Here is a 15,264-nt window from a genome sequence, read left to right as displayed (position 1 = left end):
TTTATTTAAGGAAATACCAATTGTTGAGTTAGATTTACTAGATTAAAAGCTTATGTGTAATGAATAACCTAATTATTTTAAAATAAAAGAAACTTTTCAAAAGTATTATCAAGACTATTATTCTCAAAAATATAATTCATAATGAAATACATTGATCTATTTAGCTATGCAATACTTTTAAATATTGCATGTGTTCAAATTACTTTAGCCCAAGTTACTACAGTAGCCAGCCAAAACACAATGATTAAACCCAATCATAATTACGGATTAACAAATCCATTGCACGATGAGAATTCGCCAATGACCTATAATCCGTCTGAAATCGATACTAAAGGGGCAGCATTTAGTATTAATTATACCAATCAGGGTGGAACTAGTTTTGATGGATATCCAAATGGAGGTATTGGTGGTTTTAAGGTTGGTGGAGTATACTATCCAGGGAATAGATCGGTTTGTGGTATGCCAATACAAATTCAAGATTTAGCTCATAACTTGAGAATTAACTGGAAAACGAGTCAAACAAATGCTAATGATGCAGACGATAAATGGTGGGCCACAATCAACGTTATTTTCGATAGCGGATCAGAAACATCTGCACCTGTTGCTACTAACAGAGATTATGACTTGGTAATACAGCATATTAGCTATCAACAAGACAGTTTTACAGATTTAGCGAATCCAGGTGGACGTTATTGGTATTTTGCTCGAAATACCGATAATAGTATAAAACCCTTTGTTTTGTATATAAACGGAGTAGCTTATAGTTGGGCCGTACGTTATAAGTTTTTCGACTATCCGGAAGGTCACCCAAAAGAACATAAAAACAACAAGGTTCATATTAAGTTTATACCAATAGATAATGAAAACCCTATTCCTAATTTAGATCATTCCTTAAAATTGTTTATAGATTGCACTAAAGATTATATACAATATTTAACACTAACACAAGATGAACTCAATTTGGCCAATGAAAAGGTAGCAGAACCATCATTATGGATTAAGTCAATTCAAGCAGGTTATGAGGTTTATGAGGGCAGCTCAACTTTAGCTAATGATTATTTTTTTATGACTATAGATGATATAGCTCCTAATTCTTTAACCAATCTTGTGGCAATTGAACAAAATGAGGGAGTATCGTTAAATTGGGATGCTTCTGCAGATGAAGCATTTGATACGTATACTGTTTATCGTTCTACCAATAATGAGGCTTATACGGAGTTGGTTTCAGGCTTAAGAACTAATAATTATGTAGATAATACTGTGGGAACAGGATTGTATTCTTATTATGTAACAGCCTTAGATAGATCCTTTAATGAATCAGGACAGTCAAATGTAGAAGATGTTACTATAGATGTTTTATCAGTAGATGAAGAAGAAGTAACCAATAGCATTATAGTGTATTCGAACCCAACTTCAGATATAGTTAATCTTTTAATAGAAAATGATAAGCTGCTCAATGGCAGAATTCAAGTGTTTGATTTTATGGGTAGATTTGTTAAAAGCCTGCCAATTGTAGATAAGTATATACAATTTAAATTGAATGAGGCATCGGGAGTTTATTTTTTGAAAATCTTTAGAAAAGATAATGTTATTACTAAGAGAGTACTGAAGTTATAAAAGCTTAATAGGTACTGTAGTATTATTTCTGTTCTTTTTCAAATATATCTAATTTTTGAAACGATAAGAACTACCTCAATGTCCAAATACCATAGCTACTCTCTCATGCTCATAAATCAAGTTGTATATTTCAAACTGAGGTTTTGACTATTTTTAGATTAATTGAGATAGATCTGGAAAAATGACTGTTATTGATCATTAGAATAAATTCAGTTTTTAAGTTTGTCTCAGAAATAACAAAGAAATTATATAAAACAAAAAAAGGACAATCATATTGATTGTCCTTTGGTAGCGTGAGGCAGACTCGAACTGCCGACCTCCTGAGTATGAATCAGGCGCTCTAACCAACTGAGCTACCACGCCGTTTTCGTTAGGCGAGTGCAAATATAACAACAATATTAAATCCCACAACATTAATAGCTAAAAAATACTTTCATTTTTTTTTTTAATCTTTCAATAGAAATCAATATATTGTCAAAAAATAAGCTATGAAGTGGCTGTGTTTGTTTATCTAACTATATTAAATACAGTACATTTTATCTGACCAATTATTAAAATTTAAATTGTAAAGAATACAGATGAAAGAAAAGTATGAATTAGAGTTCCCAATTCACGCATCTCCAAAGTTATTATTTCAATACATATCTACTCCTTCGGGGTTAAGTGAATGGTATGCAGATAATGTAAATTCTAGAGGAGAGATGTTTACTTTTATATGGGACGGAAGTGAGGAAGAGGCTAAAATGTTGACCAAAAAAGCTGAAGATAAAATCCGTTTTCAATGGGTAGAAGATGAGGGAGAAGACTATTATTTTGAAATGCGTATTCAGGTAGATGAGATAACCAAAGATGTATCATTAATGGTTACTGATTTTTCTGATGATGACGATATGGAAGAAGATAAAATGTTATGGGATAATCAGATTTCAAGTTTGAAAAAGGTTTTGGGATCAGTTTAGTAAAAGAACTCATAGAATACCGTATATTTGCCCTATTTTTTAGGGCATTTTTTTATGATAAACTTTAATAGAAATATAGTAGAAGAAGCTGTTATTAACCAAAATAATAGGGGATTTAAATTTGGCGACGCCGTTTTTGAAACGTTAAAGGTAATAGATGGTAAAATTCTTTTTTTTGAAGATCATTACTTTAGGTTAATGGCCTCTATGCGTATTATGCGTATGGAAATACCTATGGTATATACTATGGAAAATATTGAGTTTGAGATTAAAAAATTAATTAAGAGAAAAGATTTACTCCAATCTGCCGTAAGAGTAAGATTAACCGTTTATAGGGATGCAGAAGGGTTGTATTTGCCAAAGTCTAACGATGTAGGTTTTGTAATAGAAGCTTCTGCTTTACCAGATAGAAACTATATTTTAAATGATACTACTTATGAAGTAGGCTTGTTTAAAGATCATTATATAACACCTCAGTTACTATCAACTTTAAAAACGAATAATAGAATTTTAAATGTTATTGCTAGTGTTTATGCTCAGGAAAATAGTTTGAGTAATTGTTTGTTACTCAACAGTGATAAAAAAGTTGTAGAGGCTATAAACGGTAATTTGTTTTTAGTTAAAGGAAATGTAGTAAAAACTCCTTTGCTGTCTGATGGTTGTATTAAAGGTATTATGAGAAAACAAATAATAGAATTGCTTACTGTTAAAGAAAATATAACTATAGAAGAAGCAAGCATATCTCCTTTTGAATTACAACAAGCAGACGAACTTTTTATAAGCAATGTTATAAAAGGTGTTGTTAGTATAAGTAAATACCGAAAAAAAGAATATAGCAATAGTTTAGCTACCGATTTAGTAAAACGGTTAAATGCTAAAATTCTTTTAGGTTAATACTTAATTAAGTGTAGGGTTTTCTGGTGCATTAGACCATATTAGGTAATCACCACCTAACTCAATCATTTTCTCTTTCCAAAAAGTAGCATTGTAGTTTTTCTCTATAATGGCATTTTTGTATTTGTTTTCTACTACAAACCATGAGTTAGAATTAAACTCATCGGCTAACTGGTCTGCTGCCCAGCCTGAATAACCTAAAAAGAATCGTATGTCTTTATCATCTAACTCTTTGTTGTTTATAAGTTCGCAAACAGTATCAAAATCGCCACCCCAATAAATGCCTTCAGTAATTTCAATACTATTGGGTATTAAATTGGGTACTTTATGAATAAAGTAAAGATTGTCTTGCTCTACGGGTCCTCCATTATAAACTTTAAAATCTTGCTTAAGTTTGGGGATCAGTTCTTGCAAAGAAAAATCTAAAGGTTTGTTCAAGATGAATCCAATAGAGCCCGTTTCTGTGTGTTCAGCCAATAAAATTACAGATCTATTAAACGATAAATCGCCAATAATAGATGGTTCTGCAATTAATAAATGGCCTTTTTCTGGCTTTAAAGAAATCATTTTTATAAAATTTTGTTAATTAAAGCTACTAAAAAAAAAGCATATTACATAATTTATAAAATGAATATAAGTTATAACTATATGCGAATAGTTGTTAAATATTTGATTTTTAACTATGTAAAAAGCAATTAGTTAAATTAAAGCAATTAGGATAGTAGTATAAAAAAAGCCTTTCTAAAAATAGAAAGGCTTTCGTTATTTTATGTAGTAATATTAGTTTACTGCTTTACCTAAATCAGATCCAGCCTTGAACTTTACAACATTTTTAGCAGCGATTTTGATCGTCTTACCAGTTTGAGGGTTTCTTCCTTCTCTTGCTGCTCTGTTAGAAACAGACCAAGATCCAAATCCTACTAAAGATACTCTGTTACCAGACTTTAAAGATCCTTCAACATTTCCTAAGAAAGATTCTAATGCTTTTTTAGCAGAAGCTTTAGAAATTCCAGCGTCAGCTGCCATCGAGTCGATTAATTGCGTTTTGTTCATAAGAATAAATTTTAAATTATTAATGTTGGTTGGAATTAATTTTCCAATTCCTATACAAATTTATACGGATTTTGCTCTCACGCAAGTAAAACCAAGGGAAAACGCCTATTTTGTTAATAACTTTAACGAATTGTTAACAAATGTGAGGTGAAAACGTTGTTTTTTGCTTATGTCAGTAATAGCAAGGCTTTAGAGCATTTTTGCATTTGTATTAAAAGAATAACCATTTAATAAAGATTTTACTTCCATTTTTCTTTTGCCTGGTAATTGAACTAACTTAAGGTCTAGAAACCCTTCTTTAACAGCAACTTTTACTGAATTTTTGTTACTAACTATGGTACCAGTTTCTAACTGGTGAGGTTCAATTACTTTTTCTGCTTCATAAATTTTTAAAGTAGATTCTTCATTATTATATAAGTTACTCCAAGCAGCAGGATAGGGACTCAAACCTCTAATTTTGTTGTGTATAGCATCAATAGATTCACTCCAATCTATTTTGCATGTATGTTTATGAATTTTGTAAGCAGTTTTTATGTCTTCTGTTTCAGGTTGAATAGTGGCGCTTACCAAATCATTTTGAATGGCTTTAACAGTTTTTATTACAAGTTGACTACCTTGGTACATTAATTTGTCGTGTAATTCTCCAGCAGATTCACTTGGTCCTATAATTGAATGCTCTTGCATGATAATAGCTCCAGTATCTATTTCTTCATCAATAAAAAAAGTTGTAACACCAGTTTGTGTTTCTCCATTCATAATAGCCCAATTAATTGGGGCTGCACCTCTGTAATTTGGTAATAATGAAGCATGCAGATTAAAAGTACCATGTTCTGGCATGTCCCATACTACTTTGGGTAACATTCTAAAGGCAACAATGATTTGTAAGTTGGCATTTAATGCTTTAAGCTCTGCTAAGAATTTTTCATCTTTTAAATAAGTAGGTTGTAAAATAGGCAAGCCTTTTTTTTGAGCAAATTGTTTTACAGCAGATTGGTTTAACTTTCTTCCTCTTCCAGCTGGTTTGTCGGGTGCTGTAATAACACCCACAACATTATACCCTTCTTCTAAAACAGCTTTAAGAGAAGCTACAGCAAAATCAGGAGTTCCTAAAAAAACAATTCTTAAATCTTTCATACACTTAAATTAAAAGCTCAAAAATAAGTTAAAGAAAATAAATGTACAGGATGATTTATAAATACTTTTTTCTAAAATGTACAGTTAAGAAATACTATATTTAGCATTACTAGTTAACTTAATTTTTGAAACATCTAATAAGGCACTTAGATTGTTTATTAAATCTGTTTCATTACAATCTAGAATGTCTAGTAATTCTTTAGAAGAGTAATTTGCTTGCTGAAGTAAAGTTAAAATTTGATTCTGTAAAAAATCTGGAGATATTTTTTCTTTTGGTAATTTATCTGAAAGGCAGTAAGAGCAAATACCACAATCTGTTAAGTTTTCTTCTCCAAAATATTTCAACAACTCATTTTGTTTACAAGATTTAGTATTTAATATGTATTGTTTAACAGACTCTATTTGGTCTTGTTTTAGTTTGTTTTGCTGTTTTAAATACTTAGATACTCTGTTAATGGTATTGTCGTCTTCTCTAGGTTCTAAAAAAGTGAGTGTTATATCAGAGTCATATAATTTCAGTTCTATAATTCCATTTTGTTTTAAAGAGTTTAACTGATTTTTAACCTCTTCTTTGTCAATATTTAACTGTTGGGTAATAAAGTTAAGATCAATTTTAATATTGCTTTCAAATGCTCCGCCGTATTTTCTTAAAATACAATTAATAATAGCATTGTGATGTTTATGAGTGCTAATATATTGAGTTAGATTATAGTTATCAATAACAAATTGAATCTCTGTTTGGTGTTTGAAATTTTTAGAGAATCTAAGTATGCCTTGTCTATCTAAAAAATTAAGAGCATTGACTGTTTTGTTAATACTGAATTGATAATGATTACAAAAAGAATATATGTTAAAGTCGTGAGTAGTATGTTCTCCTTCTTGGTATGCGACACCTAAATAACTACACAACTTTCTGTAAATAATTTTTAAATCAGAACTATTGGGTAATGAAGCTAAAAATTGATTTTCTAATCGATGTATATCGCTATCATCGTAAAGAGTAATAGCGAAGGCTTTTTTATTATTTCTTCCTGCACGCCCAGCTTCTTGATAGTAATTTTCTAAGTTTTCGGTTAAATTTAAATGGATAACTGTTTTAACATTAGATTTATCTATACCCATTCCAAAAGCATTGGTAGCCACCATTACTTGTACTTGATTTAACTTCCAATCATTAAAATGTTGTTCTTTTTCTTGGGGTGTTAATCCGCCATGATAGTAGCTGCTATAAAATCCTTGCTGATTTAAATATTTACTGAGTTCTTGCGTTTTTTTCCTGTTCCGAACATAGATAATTGAAGATTCAGGATTTTTTTTCAGAATTTTATTCAATTTATGGTATTTGTCTGAAGTTTTAAACACCATATATGCCAAGTTCTCTCTTTTAAAAGAGCTGCTAAAAACATTGGGATTCTTTAATTGAAGGTTGTTAATAATGTCTTTTACAACTTGAGGCCTTGCACTACCAGTTAGTGCTATAATAGGAGTTAGAGGTTGTATATCTCTAACTTTTTGAATTAAAGAATAGGCTGGCCTAAAATCACTTCCCCATTGAGATATACAATGAGCCTCATCTACAGCTATTAAATTAATATTAAATAACTTTAAGCGTTCTAAAATCAAGTCTGATTGTAAACGTTCGGGTGATAGGTATAAGAATTTATAGTTACCATATAAACAATTATTAAGCTCTCTATCGATATCTGAAAAATGTAAAGAGCTATCTAGCATTAAGGCTTTTATACCCTTAGAGTTTAAACTTTGAACTTGATCTTTCATTAAGGCTATTAAAGGCGAAATAACCAAACAGATTCCTTCTTGTAACAAAGCAGGTATTTGATAACAGATAGATTTACCACCTCCAGTAGGCAGAAGAACAAAACCATCTTTTTTATTAATGGCATTAATAATAGCCTCTTCTTGTAACGGTCTAAACTTATGGTAGTCCCAATATTGTTTTAGTATGTCTAAAGGAGTTTTGTTCACTAAGAATATTCAATAACATTTAATATGTAATTAGCTCTTTCTTCAACATTTCCAATAGGTACTTCACAAACTTCATAGCCCAAATCTATGTAAGTAGCTTTTAGGCTTTCATGAATTTTCTGAGCTTCTTCAAAGCTTTCATAACGTTCATTGTCATTTTTATAAATGCTTTCCCAAGGAGGGAATATAAACACAAAATCGTAACGATATTCATTTACAGCATTAATTACTTCTTTAGAAGAAGAAACCTTAACATAATCATTATAAGCAACAATGTCTGGTAAAGCTCTGTCTATAAATACTGTATTAGGTTTATATTGTTCGCAGTTTTTAAACTGTTGAATTCTTCCAGACAGTAATTTTTCATTAAATTCATCAGGATGAGATAAAAACAATTGATCGATGTTTCTTGTTTTTTGAGCTTCTAAAATAATTTCTCTTGAAATTTCAGGAAAACAAACAAAACCTCTTTTCTTTAAAGTGCTAATTATGGTTGTTTTTCCTGTTCCAGGTCCACCGGTTAATATAACTCTCTTCATTATTCGAAATTTATTTTTGGGAAATAAAAGGGCAAAATACTTAAAAAACACCATATTAAGTGTAAAATGGTAGAAATATCTGCTTAATATGACTTGAGAAGCAATGTATGTTTTAAACTTAGAGATATAAAGTAAGATATTGGTGGAATTAAGCTTATATTTGTAAGCTCAAATTAGTAAAAGAAATGACCTCAAAATCAGAAGAATTTTATAAAAAATTAAAAGCTCAATTAGAAGATACTACAACTTTTCCAACCACATATTTATACAAGTTTATAGTATCTACAGAAGGGAAACAAAAAGAAGAAGTTTTTGGTTATTTTGATAATATGGGAGCTTCAATAAATACCAAATTGTCTAAAAATGGCAAATATACCAGTATATCTATTCAAGTATCAATGAAATCTGCAGATGCTATTATAGAAAAATACAAAGAGGTTTCTATGGTAGAAGGAATTATTTCCTTGTAATTTTTTACTTGTTCGAGCAAAGAAATTCCTTAAAAATGTGTACTTTGCAAACATCATTTACTTCCTAAGCTCTTGGAGCTAGTTTTAATTTCAACATATTTTGATAGATAATATAGAATATAATACAGAACGTAGTAAATTAATTATACCTGAATATGGTAGGCATATTCAAAAAATGGTTGATTATGCTACTTCTATAGAGGATGAAGCAGAAAGAAATAAAGTAGCTAAAGCTATTATTGCTGTAATGGGGAATTTAAACCCTCACTTAAGAGATGTTCCAGATTTTCAGCATAAGCTATGGGATCAATTGTTTATTATTTCTAATTTTAAACTCGATGTAGAATCACCTTTTCCTAAGCCATCTAAAGAACTTTTAGAAGAGAGACCAGAACCTTTAGAGTATCCTCAAAATTTTCCAAAGTACCGTTTTTATGGAAATAATATCAAGCGAATGATTGATGTAGCTTTAGAATGGGAAGATGGGGAGTTGAAAGAAGCATTAATTATGACTATATGTAATCATATGAAGAAATGCTTTTTAAACTGGAATAAAGATACTGTTGAAGACGATGTTATTTTTAATCATTTATATGAATTGTCTAACGGGGGATTAGACTTAAGATCTTCTGAAATTGTATTGTCTGAATCGGGTAGTTTAATGAAGAACAGAAAACGTCAAGGGCAACAATCTAACAAAAACTCAAATAGGAATAAGGGTAGAAACACCAACAGAAAACGTTACTAAACTAGACTTTACAATATTAAATGGGAACATTTCAAATAGAAGGGGGACACCAGTTAAAAGGAGAAATCCAACCTCAAGGAGCAAAAAATGAAGCTTTACAAATTTTATGTGCGGTGTTATTAACACCAGAAAAAGTAACCATCCATAACATTCCGGATATTATAGATATTAATAAACTAATAAGTTTATTAGGTAACTTAGGAGTGAAAATACAAAAGCTAGCACATGGATCGTATTCGTTTCAGGCAGATGATTTAAATCTTAAGTATTTAGAATCTCCAGAATTTAAAAAGGAAGGAAGTTCTTTAAGAGGTTCTATTATGATTGTTGGTCCGTTGTTAGCTCGTTTTGGTAAAGGATACATCCCTAAACCTGGAGGAGATAAAATAGGTAGACGAAGATTAGATACCCACTTTGAAGGTTTTATAAAATTAGGAGCTAAATTTCGTTACAATCGTGAAGAGTATTTTTATGGAGTAGAAGCAGACGAGTTACAAGGAACTTACATGTTGTTAGATGAAGCTTCTGTTACGGGTACAGCTAATATTGTAATGGCTGCTGTTTTGGCTAAAGGAACAACTACTATTTACAATGCTGCTTGTGAACCTTATTTGCAGCAGTTATGTAAAATGTTGAATAGAATGGGAGCTAAGATTAGCGGAGTAGGTTCTAACTTATTATCGATAGAAGGAGTTGAAGCTCTAGGAGGTTGCGACCATACAGTATTACCTGATATGATTGAAATAGGTAGCTGGATTGGTTTAGCTGCCATGACAAAAAGTGAATTAACTATTAAAAATGTTAGTTGGGAGAACCTAGGAAACATCCCTACTGTTTTTAGAAAGTTAGGAATAACTTTAGAGAAAAGAGGAGACGATATCTATATACCTGAACATAAGGACGGGTATGAAATTCAAAATTATATTGATGGATCTATTTTAACAATTGCAGATGCTCCTTGGCCAGGTTTTACACCTGATTTATTGAGTATTGTTTTAGTGATTGCTACACAAGCTAGAGGAAGTGTATTAATACACCAAAAAATGTTTGAAAGTAGATTGTTTTTTGTAGATAAACTAATAGATATGGGAGCAAAGATTATACTTTGTGATCCGCATAGAGCTTCTGTAATTGGTCACGATTTTAAATCTCAGTTAAAAGCTACTACTATGGTATCTCCTGACATTAGAGCTGGAATTTCGTTGTTAATAGCTGCTTTGTCTGCTAAAGGAACAAGTACCATTCATAATATAGAGCAAATAGATCGTGGTTATGAAAATATTGATGGAAGATTAAAAGCTATTGGAGCTAAAATTGTAAGAACGGCTTAAATTAATGACTTTATTATAATATTAGGCCTTTAAGTTTCTGTAAACTTAAGGGTCTTTTTGTTTTAGCTAGAAAGAAATATAAGAACATTATAATGAAAAAAATATTAGGAGTTTTATTTTACATTTTAGGGTTTTTTCTGAGTATAGTAGTTGTGTTTGGTACTCTTCCAGGTTTTTTTAAGCGTCTAAATTTTAGGGATATACCTTACACTATTGGACAATTAGTTGGATTAGCACTATTTGTAATACCAATATTTTTATTGTTTAAATATGCTAAAAAATGGACTAAAAAAGAGCCAAATGTAAATACATTAGAAATTGATGATATTGGAAAGAGTAATTAATTTCTTTATATATTATTTGCTAACAATTTTTATTTCTATCCGTCTGTTTTCTTTTTGTTTGTCAACAGTATCTTCAGGGAATTCTAATGGTCTTGTAAAAGCGTGCCCGATAAAGTTTAAACGCGATTCTTTAATTCCTTTTTTTAATAAACCATTGTAAACAGCTTTAGCTCTATTAGTAGATAACTTTAAGTTGCCTTCTGTTGCTTCTTTGGATTCGTATTCTTCTTTGGTTCCGCAACAAACATGCCCTTGAATTTCAAACTTAAGTTTAGGGTAAGCTTTTAAAACTTTATACAATCCATCTATGTCTTCTTTAGAATCTTTAACAGGAATGGCTGTACTTATCTGAAAAAAAATGTTTTTAAGTCTAATTTTTTCTCCTTTACTTAATGTTGGTATTCTGGCTAGGTATTTTTGTTTTCTAGTAAGATTAAGTTGAATTCTTTTAGGAGGTTCATAAGATAGAATAATATCTACTTTACGGTGTTGGCTATTACCCTCTGCTACCTCTGTAAATTCATCTTCATCGTCTACTTCTCCTAAGCCTTGTTGCGCAATGGCTTTAAAACTATAATTACTTATAATATATTGGTATGCACTATTAGCACGCTTTTTAGAAAGTTTATTGTTATAGACGTGATTACCAACAAAATCTGTATACCCTTTTATTCTAATACGTTGAACATCATCTGTTTGTATGTTTTTAAAAAACGCTGCAATCTTTTCTTGATGCTCTGGAGTAATCGTATGTTTAGCACTATCAAAAAATAATTGTAGGCTATCTGGTTTTTTTACTTGAGCTATTGAACTTAGTTGAGAGCAAATTAGAGCAAAAAATAAAACGGATATTTTTTTTGGAGTGAGCATAATAACCACTAATGTAGTTATTTAAATTAATATTTAATAATGCTATTGTAGATTTAAATGTTTTGTGATTTTTCTGCTATTAGGTTTAGTGATTGAGTAATAATAGTCTATTAAAGAACCATTTTCATCAACCAGGTATTTCTGAAAGTTCCATTTAACATTAGAATTCTTCATTTTGTTTAACTTTTTTTTGGTTAGCCATTGATAAAGTGGGTGCTGATCAGCACCTTTTACATCAATCTTTTCAGTAATTAAAAAAGTAACTCCGTAATTAAGACTACAAAAATTTTCTATATCGTCTGCAGACCCAGGTTCTTGTCTGCCAAACTGATTACAAGGAACTCCAATAACCATAAGTTGGTCATTATAGTCTTCATAGAGTTTTTGCAATGCCTTATATTGTTTTGTAAAACCACACTCTGATGCTACATTTACGAATAAAATTTTCTTTCCTTGATAGTCTGATAAATCAATAGGCTTTCCTTGTAAAGAATTGATTTGTATTGAGTAAAGATCCATATCTATATTTTTCTTGGTAGAGATAAAGTTACTATTAAAAATCGAGCTTTATAAGTAGTATAAAAAATCAATAAAGAATTAGGAATTACTTTTTATTGAATTACTTCAAGGAAAGCATGCAGTATTCTTCCTGTATGCTATACTTTTCAGAAAAGTAAAATAAAAAAGGAATAACCAGCTATTGTAAAACATAATTGCTAGTTATTCCTTTTAGTGGCGTTAATTCAATTAATAAATATTATTTATAAACAATAGCTTCTACTCGTCTATTGATTTGTCTATCGCTATCAGTAAGTTCAGGATATACTAAAGGTTCATCAAAGCTATATCCTTTATATTCGATATATTCTTTTGGGATCCCTTTTTTTACTAAATAATCTTGTATTCGCAAAGCTCTAGCTGTAGATAAAGCTTGAGAAAATAATTTGTCATCTTCTGTTGCATCTTCATCTAAACAGCATATATGCCCTTTAATAACTAACTTAAATTTAGTTTTTATCTGTTTAATTTGGTTATAGAAGTCTTCTAGTTGAGGTATAGATGCTTCTATAAGTTCTGGTTCATTTCCTATAAAATGTACTTTTTCTAAAACATATACTTGATTAAATCTCATTCCCTCTTCCGAAACAAAAACTTTTGTAGTGTTTCTTTGGTTAATGCTGTATCGTTTTGGAGTCTGATAAAAAACAATTTCAACTTTTCTATGTTCAGCTACTCCTTCAGGTGGAGTAAAAGGAGCATAAACTTCTCCTAAACCTCTAGTGTTTACAGTTCTGTTTATAACAGATTTTTTATGTTCACTAAGTAAGAAGTTTTTGATATTATCTGCTCTCTTTTGCGAAAGTATATCATTGTACTCTTTGTGTCCTAAGTAATCAGAATAACCATTTATATTAATAGAATCTACAGCTATGCTATCGGTTTTTGCCATAAAAACACGAAGCTTTTTTTCGTTTAATAATTCTAGTTTATCAGAGTTTCTATTAAAATATACAGTGTGAGTAACTGTTTGGGAATAGAGAAAACCGGTTGCTAATAAGCAAGTTAAAATAATAGTTCTCATAATTATAATGCTTTTGAATACAGAAAAGCTACAAAAAATAGAATGAGAACAATAATCTACTAGATGAATAGACTAATAAAATTGTTGAATGGTAAATTTAACATTTGCTGTCACAACATTGATCATCTTTAACGAGTTTACAGCTAATTACAGCTAATACAGCTCCAATAATAGGTGCAAATATATAAATCCATATATGTTCTAAGTGGCCAGAAACGAGAGCGGGACCAATAGAGCGAGCTGGATTCATTGAAGCGCCAGTAATGGGACCAGCAAATTGCGCCTCTAACCATACTACAGCTCCTATTGCAATACCTGCCATAATACCTGTTTCCTTAGAACCAGTAGATACGTTGATAATAACGAGCATTAGGAAAAAGGTTAAAATAACTTCAAATAAAAACACTCTCCAAGTATCTATAGAGGGAAGCGTAGTTCCTAGGAGTTCGTTTGTAGGAAAAAAAATTAGTAATAAACCTGCAGCAGCAATGGCACCTGTACATTGAGCAAGAATGTATTTGGGAACTTCTTTTAAGGGAAATTTTTTAGCATAGGTAAATGCAATGGTAACAGCTGGGTTAAAATGAGCACCAGATATTTCACCAAATGCATAAATTAAAGCCATAACAATTAGGCCAAACGTTAAGGCTATACCAGAGTGTGTTACTGTACCGTTAGAAAATTCATTGGTTACAATTGCTCCACATCCGCAAAATACAAGAGTAAATGTACCTATTAGTTCAGCTATATATTGTTTTAAATTCATGATGTTGCTTTCTGATTAGGATTTTTACCTCTGTGTTTCCAACGTTTATGAGTCCAAAGATAATATTCTGGAGCTTCTATAAGCTGTTTTTCAAGCTCTTTAATAAACAAATCAGTAATTTCATAATTGTCAAGCTCTTTAGGGTTTTCAGCTAAAGGAATATAAGTAGCTTTATAATACCCTCGTTTAATCTTTTCTACTTTAAAATAACAAACAGCTAGATCACATTTTTTAGCCAACATTTCTGCTCCGGTAAATGCAGGTACATTTATATTCATAAAATCAACCCAATGTAATGCTTTATTCAGTTTAGGAGATTGATCGCTCACAAAACCATAAATAGCTTTTATACCTTTTCTGTGATTACTTAAAACTGTAGGTATGGTTTCTTTGGTGTTGATTAAAACAGAATTGTATTTTGCCCGAATATTTTTTACTAATTTATCAAAATGAGGGTTTCTAATTCTCTTATAAACACCAAAAGCTTTTGCTTCTATATCTCGTTGAAGAATAATGCCCCATTCCCAACTAGCATAATGTGAAGCCATTAACATAATGTTTTTACGCTTTTCTAAATCTTGAATATAAGGAATATTGGTTATTTGAAAGCGCTTGCGCATTTCAGCTTCAGACATCGACATAGTTTTTATCATTTCTAAAAACATATCGCACATGTGCTTGTAAAACTTTTTTCTTATTAAAAGAATTTCTTTATCTGATTTGTCTGGAAAAACAAGTTTAATGTTATTATAAACTACTTTTTTTCTATATCCAATAATATGAAATACTAAGACGAAAATTAAATCGGAAAAAAGATAAAAAATAGGAAAAGGTAATACCGAAATAGTCCAAAGTATAGGAAAACCAATTATATAGGCTAAAAAGTGTAAGGTCTTTTTCATTGAGTGCAAATATAGTGTATAGCACTTAATACATCAAACCAATAATTATCGTAATTTTATCGGCCAAAT

The 15,264-nt window shown here is 30.5% G+C and carries 17 protein-coding genes and 1 tRNA gene; 7 read left to right on the top strand and 11 right to left on the bottom strand.

Annotated features, from left to right (window positions below; translation table 11 throughout):
• Positions 1 to 141: 141 nt before the first annotated feature.
• A complete protein-coding gene (locus tag ACFQ1O_RS02610) occupies positions 142 to 1,617 on the top strand; it encodes a T9SS type A sorting domain-containing protein (protein WP_377713007.1) in 1,476 nt (491 codons plus the stop codon).
• Between the two features lie 286 nt (positions 1,618 to 1,903).
• Here ACFQ1O_RS02610 and ACFQ1O_RS02605 read toward each other — a convergent pair.
• A tRNA-Met gene (locus ACFQ1O_RS02605) sits at positions 1,904 to 1,980 on the bottom strand.
• A gap of 209 nt (positions 1,981 to 2,189) precedes the next feature.
• On the opposite strand from ACFQ1O_RS02605, the gene ACFQ1O_RS02600 reads away from it, so the two are divergent.
• Together ACFQ1O_RS02600 and ACFQ1O_RS02595 are read left to right on the top strand one after the other, a co-directional pair.
• Positions 2,190 to 2,576, top strand: a complete 387-nt coding sequence (locus tag ACFQ1O_RS02600; RefSeq protein WP_377713224.1) for an START-like domain-containing protein — start codon at positions 2,190 to 2,192, stop codon at positions 2,574 to 2,576.
• A 54-nt stretch (positions 2,577 to 2,630) separates the two neighbouring features.
• Positions 2,631 to 3,470: an aminotransferase class IV gene (locus ACFQ1O_RS02595; protein ID WP_377713004.1), complete on the top strand. Its 840-nt coding sequence runs from the start codon at positions 2,631 to 2,633 to the stop codon at positions 3,468 to 3,470.
• Positions 3,471 to 3,473: 3 nt separating this feature from the next.
• Here ACFQ1O_RS02595 and ACFQ1O_RS02590 read toward each other — a convergent pair whose 3' ends face one another.
• The 5 genes from ACFQ1O_RS02590 to ACFQ1O_RS02570 form a co-directional block, all read right to left on the bottom strand.
• Positions 3,474 to 4,037 carry a YqgE/AlgH family protein gene (locus ACFQ1O_RS02590; protein WP_377713001.1) on the bottom strand — a complete coding sequence of 188 codons (564 nt, stop codon included), beginning with the start codon at positions 4,035 to 4,037 and terminating at the stop codon, positions 3,474 to 3,476.
• A gap of 213 nt (positions 4,038 to 4,250) precedes the next feature.
• Positions 4,251 to 4,523, bottom strand: a complete 273-nt coding sequence (locus ACFQ1O_RS02585; protein ID WP_377712998.1) for an HU family DNA-binding protein — start codon at positions 4,521 to 4,523, stop codon at positions 4,251 to 4,253.
• 189 nt (positions 4,524 to 4,712) lie between these two features.
• A complete protein-coding gene (gene fmt, locus ACFQ1O_RS02580) occupies positions 4,713 to 5,657 on the bottom strand; it encodes a methionyl-tRNA formyltransferase (protein ID WP_377712996.1) in 945 nt (314 codons plus the stop codon).
• Between the two features lie 84 nt (positions 5,658 to 5,741).
• Positions 5,742 to 7,643 (bottom strand): RecQ family ATP-dependent DNA helicase, encoded by a 1,902-nt coding sequence (locus tag ACFQ1O_RS02575; RefSeq protein WP_377712994.1) that lies wholly within the window; start codon positions 7,641 to 7,643, stop codon positions 5,742 to 5,744.
• Complete coding sequence (locus ACFQ1O_RS02570; protein WP_377712992.1) at positions 7,643 to 8,182, bottom strand: AAA family ATPase; 540 nt, start codon at positions 8,180 to 8,182, stop codon at positions 7,643 to 7,645. Before ACFQ1O_RS02570 ends, ACFQ1O_RS02575 begins: the two co-directional genes overlap by 1 nt.
• Positions 8,183 to 8,367: 185 nt before the next feature.
• Between ACFQ1O_RS02570 and ACFQ1O_RS02565 the strand changes: the two genes are divergently transcribed.
• The 4 genes from ACFQ1O_RS02565 to ACFQ1O_RS02550 all read left to right on the top strand — a co-directional run bounded on the left by ACFQ1O_RS02565 (position 8,368) and on the right by ACFQ1O_RS02550 (position 11,075).
• Positions 8,368 to 8,652: a DUF493 family protein gene (locus ACFQ1O_RS02565; RefSeq protein ID WP_377712989.1), complete on the top strand. Its 285-nt coding sequence runs from the start codon at positions 8,368 to 8,370 to the stop codon at positions 8,650 to 8,652.
• Positions 8,653 to 8,752: 100 nt separating this feature from the next.
• Entirely contained in the window at positions 8,753 to 9,400 is a 648-nt protein-coding gene (locus ACFQ1O_RS02560) for a DUF4290 domain-containing protein (protein ID WP_377712986.1), read from the top strand.
• Between the two features lie 20 nt (positions 9,401 to 9,420).
• Positions 9,421 to 10,731: a UDP-N-acetylglucosamine 1-carboxyvinyltransferase gene (murA, locus tag ACFQ1O_RS02555; RefSeq protein WP_377712984.1), complete on the top strand. Its 1,311-nt coding sequence runs from the start codon at positions 9,421 to 9,423 to the stop codon at positions 10,729 to 10,731.
• A 92-nt stretch (positions 10,732 to 10,823) separates the two neighbouring features.
• Positions 10,824 to 11,075, top strand: coding sequence for a hypothetical protein (locus ACFQ1O_RS02550; protein ID WP_377712982.1), 252 nt, complete (start codon positions 10,824 to 10,826; stop codon positions 11,073 to 11,075).
• Between the two features lie 12 nt (positions 11,076 to 11,087).
• Here ACFQ1O_RS02550 and ACFQ1O_RS02545 read toward each other — a convergent pair whose 3' ends face one another.
• The 5 genes from ACFQ1O_RS02545 to ACFQ1O_RS02525 form a co-directional block, all read right to left on the bottom strand.
• Positions 11,088 to 11,945, bottom strand: coding sequence for an OmpA family protein (locus tag ACFQ1O_RS02545; protein ID WP_377712980.1), 858 nt, complete (start codon positions 11,943 to 11,945; stop codon positions 11,088 to 11,090).
• Positions 11,946 to 11,987: 42 nt separating this feature from the next.
• On the bottom strand, positions 11,988 to 12,464 hold the full coding sequence (locus ACFQ1O_RS02540) for a glutathione peroxidase (RefSeq protein ID WP_377712978.1): 477 nt from the start codon (positions 12,462 to 12,464) through the stop codon (positions 11,988 to 11,990).
• A 238-nt stretch (positions 12,465 to 12,702) separates the two neighbouring features.
• Positions 12,703 to 13,527: an OmpA family protein gene (locus ACFQ1O_RS02535; RefSeq protein ID WP_377712976.1), complete on the bottom strand. Its 825-nt coding sequence runs from the start codon at positions 13,525 to 13,527 to the stop codon at positions 12,703 to 12,705.
• A 97-nt stretch (positions 13,528 to 13,624) separates the two neighbouring features.
• The gene (locus ACFQ1O_RS02530) at positions 13,625 to 14,293 is read right to left on the bottom strand and encodes an MIP/aquaporin family protein (protein WP_377712974.1); all 669 of its coding nucleotides are present in this window, start codon (positions 14,291 to 14,293) and stop codon (positions 13,625 to 13,627) included.
• Positions 14,290 to 15,195 (bottom strand): lysophospholipid acyltransferase family protein, encoded by a 906-nt coding sequence (locus tag ACFQ1O_RS02525; RefSeq protein ID WP_377712972.1) that lies wholly within the window; start codon positions 15,193 to 15,195, stop codon positions 14,290 to 14,292. Before ACFQ1O_RS02525 ends, ACFQ1O_RS02530 begins: the two co-directional genes overlap by 4 nt.
• Positions 15,196 to 15,264: the final 69 nt, after the last annotated feature.

The sequence above is a fragment of the Pseudofulvibacter geojedonensis genome (assembly GCF_042675745.1).
GTDB classification, from domain to species: domain Bacteria; phylum Bacteroidota; class Bacteroidia; order Flavobacteriales; family Flavobacteriaceae; genus Pseudofulvibacter; species Pseudofulvibacter geojedonensis.
Note: the sequence above shows the minus strand (reverse complement) of the source record. Positions and strands in the feature narration are given on the sequence as shown.

What these genes read in the sequence shown, in the direction of transcription:
- ACFQ1O_RS02610 (WP_377713007.1), top strand. Translation starts at nt 142, where the DNA reads ATGAAATACATTGATCTATTTAGCTATGCAATACTTTTAAATATTGCA.
- ACFQ1O_RS02595 (WP_377713004.1), top strand. Translation starts at nt 2,631, where the DNA reads ATGATAAACTTTAATAGAAATATAGTAGAAGAAGCTGTTATTAACCAA.
- ACFQ1O_RS02590 (WP_377713001.1), bottom strand. Translation starts at nt 4,037, where the DNA reads ATGATTTCTTTAAAGCCAGAAAAAGGCCATTTATTAATTGCAGAACCA.
- ACFQ1O_RS02585 (WP_377712998.1), bottom strand. Translation starts at nt 4,523, where the DNA reads ATGAACAAAACGCAATTAATCGACTCGATGGCAGCTGACGCTGGAATT.
- fmt (WP_377712996.1), bottom strand. Translation starts at nt 5,657, where the DNA reads ATGAAAGATTTAAGAATTGTTTTTTTAGGAACTCCTGATTTTGCTGTA.
- ACFQ1O_RS02570 (WP_377712992.1), bottom strand. Translation starts at nt 8,182, where the DNA reads ATGAAGAGAGTTATATTAACCGGTGGACCTGGAACAGGAAAAACAACC.
- ACFQ1O_RS02565 (WP_377712989.1), top strand. Translation starts at nt 8,368, where the DNA reads ATGACCTCAAAATCAGAAGAATTTTATAAAAAATTAAAAGCTCAATTA.
- murA (WP_377712984.1), top strand. Translation starts at nt 9,421, where the DNA reads ATGGGAACATTTCAAATAGAAGGGGGACACCAGTTAAAAGGAGAAATC.
- ACFQ1O_RS02550 (WP_377712982.1), top strand. Translation starts at nt 10,824, where the DNA reads ATGAAAAAAATATTAGGAGTTTTATTTTACATTTTAGGGTTTTTTCTG.
- ACFQ1O_RS02545 (WP_377712980.1), bottom strand. Translation starts at nt 11,945, where the DNA reads ATGCTCACTCCAAAAAAAATATCCGTTTTATTTTTTGCTCTAATTTGC.
- ACFQ1O_RS02540 (WP_377712978.1), bottom strand. Translation starts at nt 12,464, where the DNA reads ATGGATCTTTACTCAATACAAATCAATTCTTTACAAGGAAAGCCTATT.
- ACFQ1O_RS02535 (WP_377712976.1), bottom strand. Translation starts at nt 13,527, where the DNA reads ATGAGAACTATTATTTTAACTTGCTTATTAGCAACCGGTTTTCTCTAT.
- ACFQ1O_RS02530 (WP_377712974.1), bottom strand. Translation starts at nt 14,293, where the DNA reads ATGAATTTAAAACAATATATAGCTGAACTAATAGGTACATTTACTCTT.
- ACFQ1O_RS02525 (WP_377712972.1), bottom strand. Translation starts at nt 15,195, where the DNA reads ATGAAAAAGACCTTACACTTTTTAGCCTATATAATTGGTTTTCCTATA.